The organism is Streptomyces endocoffeicus (genome assembly GCF_016741935.1).
GTDB lineage: Bacteria > Actinomycetota > Actinomycetes > Streptomycetales > Streptomycetaceae > Streptomyces > Streptomyces endocoffeicus.
In genome coordinates this window covers 1-2756 of record NZ_JAERRG010000114.1, presented here as the reverse complement: position 1 = coordinate 2756, position 2756 = coordinate 1, and the positions used below count along the sequence as shown (strand labels likewise).

1 protein-coding gene is annotated in these 2756 nt (G+C 69.0%); it reads left to right on the top strand.

Annotated features, from left to right (window positions below):
* Nucleotides 1-16: 16 nt before the first annotated feature.
* Nucleotides 17-2756 (top strand): condensation domain-containing protein (locus tag JK364_RS54040; RefSeq protein WP_201858820.1); only part of this gene is annotated, 2740 nt, incomplete at its 3' end.

Here is a 2756-nt window from a genome sequence, read left to right as displayed (position 1 = left end):
GATGGATGCGGGTGTGGTGGCGTTGCAGTTCGCGTCGTTCAGCTTCGATGCGGCTGTTCTCGATGTCGTTGTCACGCTTGCGGCTGGTGGCACTTTGGCCGTGGCGAGTGCGGAGGAGCGTAGGGATCCGCAGGCGTTGGCGGAGATGGTCGGCCGGTGTGGGGTGGGGGTGGCGAGTGTGGTGCCGTCGCTGTTGGGGGTGCTGGATCCGAAGGCTGTGCCGGGTGTGGGCAATTGGGTGCTGGGTGCGGAGCGGTTGAGTGCGGAGCTGGCCGGGCGGTGGTCGGCGGGTGCGCGGGTGTGGAACACGTACGGGCCGACCGAGGCCACCGTCATCACCACCGCCACCGCGACCGCACTGAAGACCGGGTTGGAGGCTGCGCCCCCTATTGGCCGGCCGCTGCCCAACAACAAGGTGTTTGTGCTGGATCCGTTCCTTCGGCCGGTTCCCGTTGGCGTGATCGGCGAGGTCTATATCGCCGGTGCGGGTCTGGCCCGGGGCTATATCGGTCGGCCGGGGCTATCGGCGGAGCGGTTCGTCGCGTGTCCGTTCGCTGTTCCGGGTGGGCGGATGTATCGCAGTGGTGACCTGGCGAAGTGGACCGCCGATGGTGATCTGGTCTTCGCGGGTCGGGTCGATGAGCAGGTCAAGGTCCGTGGTTTCCGTGTTGAGCCCGGTGAGATCGAGGCGGTGGTAGGGGCCTGTGAGGGTGTGGGGCAGGTCGCGGTGGTGGTCCGGGAGGACGGGCCGGGGGACAAGCGGCTGGTCGCGTATGTGGTCCCCAGCGGGGAGCTGGACGTGGCGGCCGTGCGGGAGTTCGCGGCGGACCGGTTGCCGGAGTACATGGTCCCGACCGTCGTCGTGCTGGACGCGCTGCCGTTGACGATCAACGGCAAGCTGGACCGCGCGAAGCTCCCGGCGCCCGATGCCACAGTCACCGTGGCGGGCCGGGGCCCGGCCACTCCGACCGAAGAGATCCTCTGTGGGCTTTTCGCCGAGGTGCTCGGCGTGGAGCGGGTCAGCGCTGATGCCTCCTTCTTCGAGCTTGGCGGTGACTCACTCCTGGCGATGCGGCTCATTGCCCGGGTCCGGGCGGTGCTCGACACCCGGATCACCATCCGTGAGCTCTTCACCGCCACCACGGTCGCCCTCCTCTCCCGCCGTATCGAGGAAGAAGGCAACGCGAACGGCCAGGCCCGCCCCGCGCTGGTGCCGTGCCCCCGGCCGGACTCCGTACCCCTGTCGTACGCCCAGCGCCGGATGTGGTTCCTCAACCGCCTCGAAGGCGTGGGGGAAGGCGCGGGCTACAACCTGCCGCTGGCGCTCCGGCTTTCCGGCGAGCTCGACAGGGTTGCTCTGGAGGCGGCGCTCGGGGATGTCGCCGACCGGCACGAGAGTTTACGTACCGTCTTTCCCGAGGCCGAGGCCGAGGCCGAGACCGACGGCGAGCCGCGCCAGCGTGTGCTGGCGGACGGCGCCGGCCGACCGTCGCTCGTGGTCGTGGAAACGACGGAGCAGGAGTTGCCGCAGGCCCTTACGGCGCACTCGGCCCGTGGCTTTGATCTGAGCGTTGATCTGCCGTGGCGGGCGCGGCTGTTGGAGACGGGGCCGTCGGAGTATGTGTTGCTGATCGTGGCGCATCACATCGCGGTTGATGGCTGGTCGATGGGTGTGTTGGGCCGGGAGATCGGGGTGGCGTATGCGGCCCGGCGGGCGGGCCGCGCTCCCGGTTGGGAGCCGTTGCCGGTGCAGTACGCGGATTACGCGCTGTGGCAGCGTGAGGTGTTGGGTGACCTGGAGGGCCCGGACAGTGTGATCAGTGGCCAGCTCGGCTACTGGCGCGAGGCATTGGCCGGCGCACCGGAGGAGCTCGTCCTGCCCACCGACCGGTCCCGGCCCGTCGTGTCCTCCTTCCGTGGCCGTTCCATGCCGGTCCGGGTGAGCCCGCAGGTCCACGCCCGGCTGGTGGCGCTCGCCCAGCGCGGGCGGGCCACGATGTTCATGGTCGTCCAGGCGGCCCTGGCGCTGCTGCTGTCGCGGATGGGTGCGGGGAAGGACATTCCGGTCGGTACGGCGGTGGCGGGGCGTGGGGATGCTGCCTTGGACGGGCTGGTGGGGTTCTTCGTCAACACGTTGGTGTTGCGGAGTGATGTGAGTGGCGATCCGACTTTTGTGGAGTTGCTGTCTCGGGTGCGGGAGGCGGATCTGGACGCGTATGCCCATCAGGATGTGCCGTTTGAGCGGTTGGTGGAGGATCTCAACCCTGTGCGGTCGTTGGGGCGTAATCCGCTGTTTCAGGTGTCGTTGGGGCTTCAGGGGGCGCCTGCGGGTGAGGGGCGGTTGTGGGATCTGCCGGGGTTGCGGGTGCGTCCGTTGGAGTCGGGGGCGGAGGCTTCGGCACGGGTGGATCTGGCTTTGGATTTGGCCGAGCATCGGGATGGTGACGGCAATCCGGGCGGGATTGACGGTGCGTTCCTGTATGCCACCGATCTCTTTGACGAGCAGACGGTGGAGGGGCTGGCCGAGCGGCTGGTGCGGGTGTTGGAGCAGGTCGCTTCGGATCCTGCGGCTCGGGTGAGTGAGGTCGCCGTACTGGGGCCGGGCGAGCGGGCGTGGGTGCTGGAGGAGTGGAACGCCACCGAGCGAGAGGTTCCTGTACGGCCGTTGGGCGAGCTCTTCGACGAGCGGGCGGCCGCATGCCCGGAGGCGGTGGCGGTGGTTGGTGCGGGTGGTGCGGAGTGGTCGTACGGGGAGT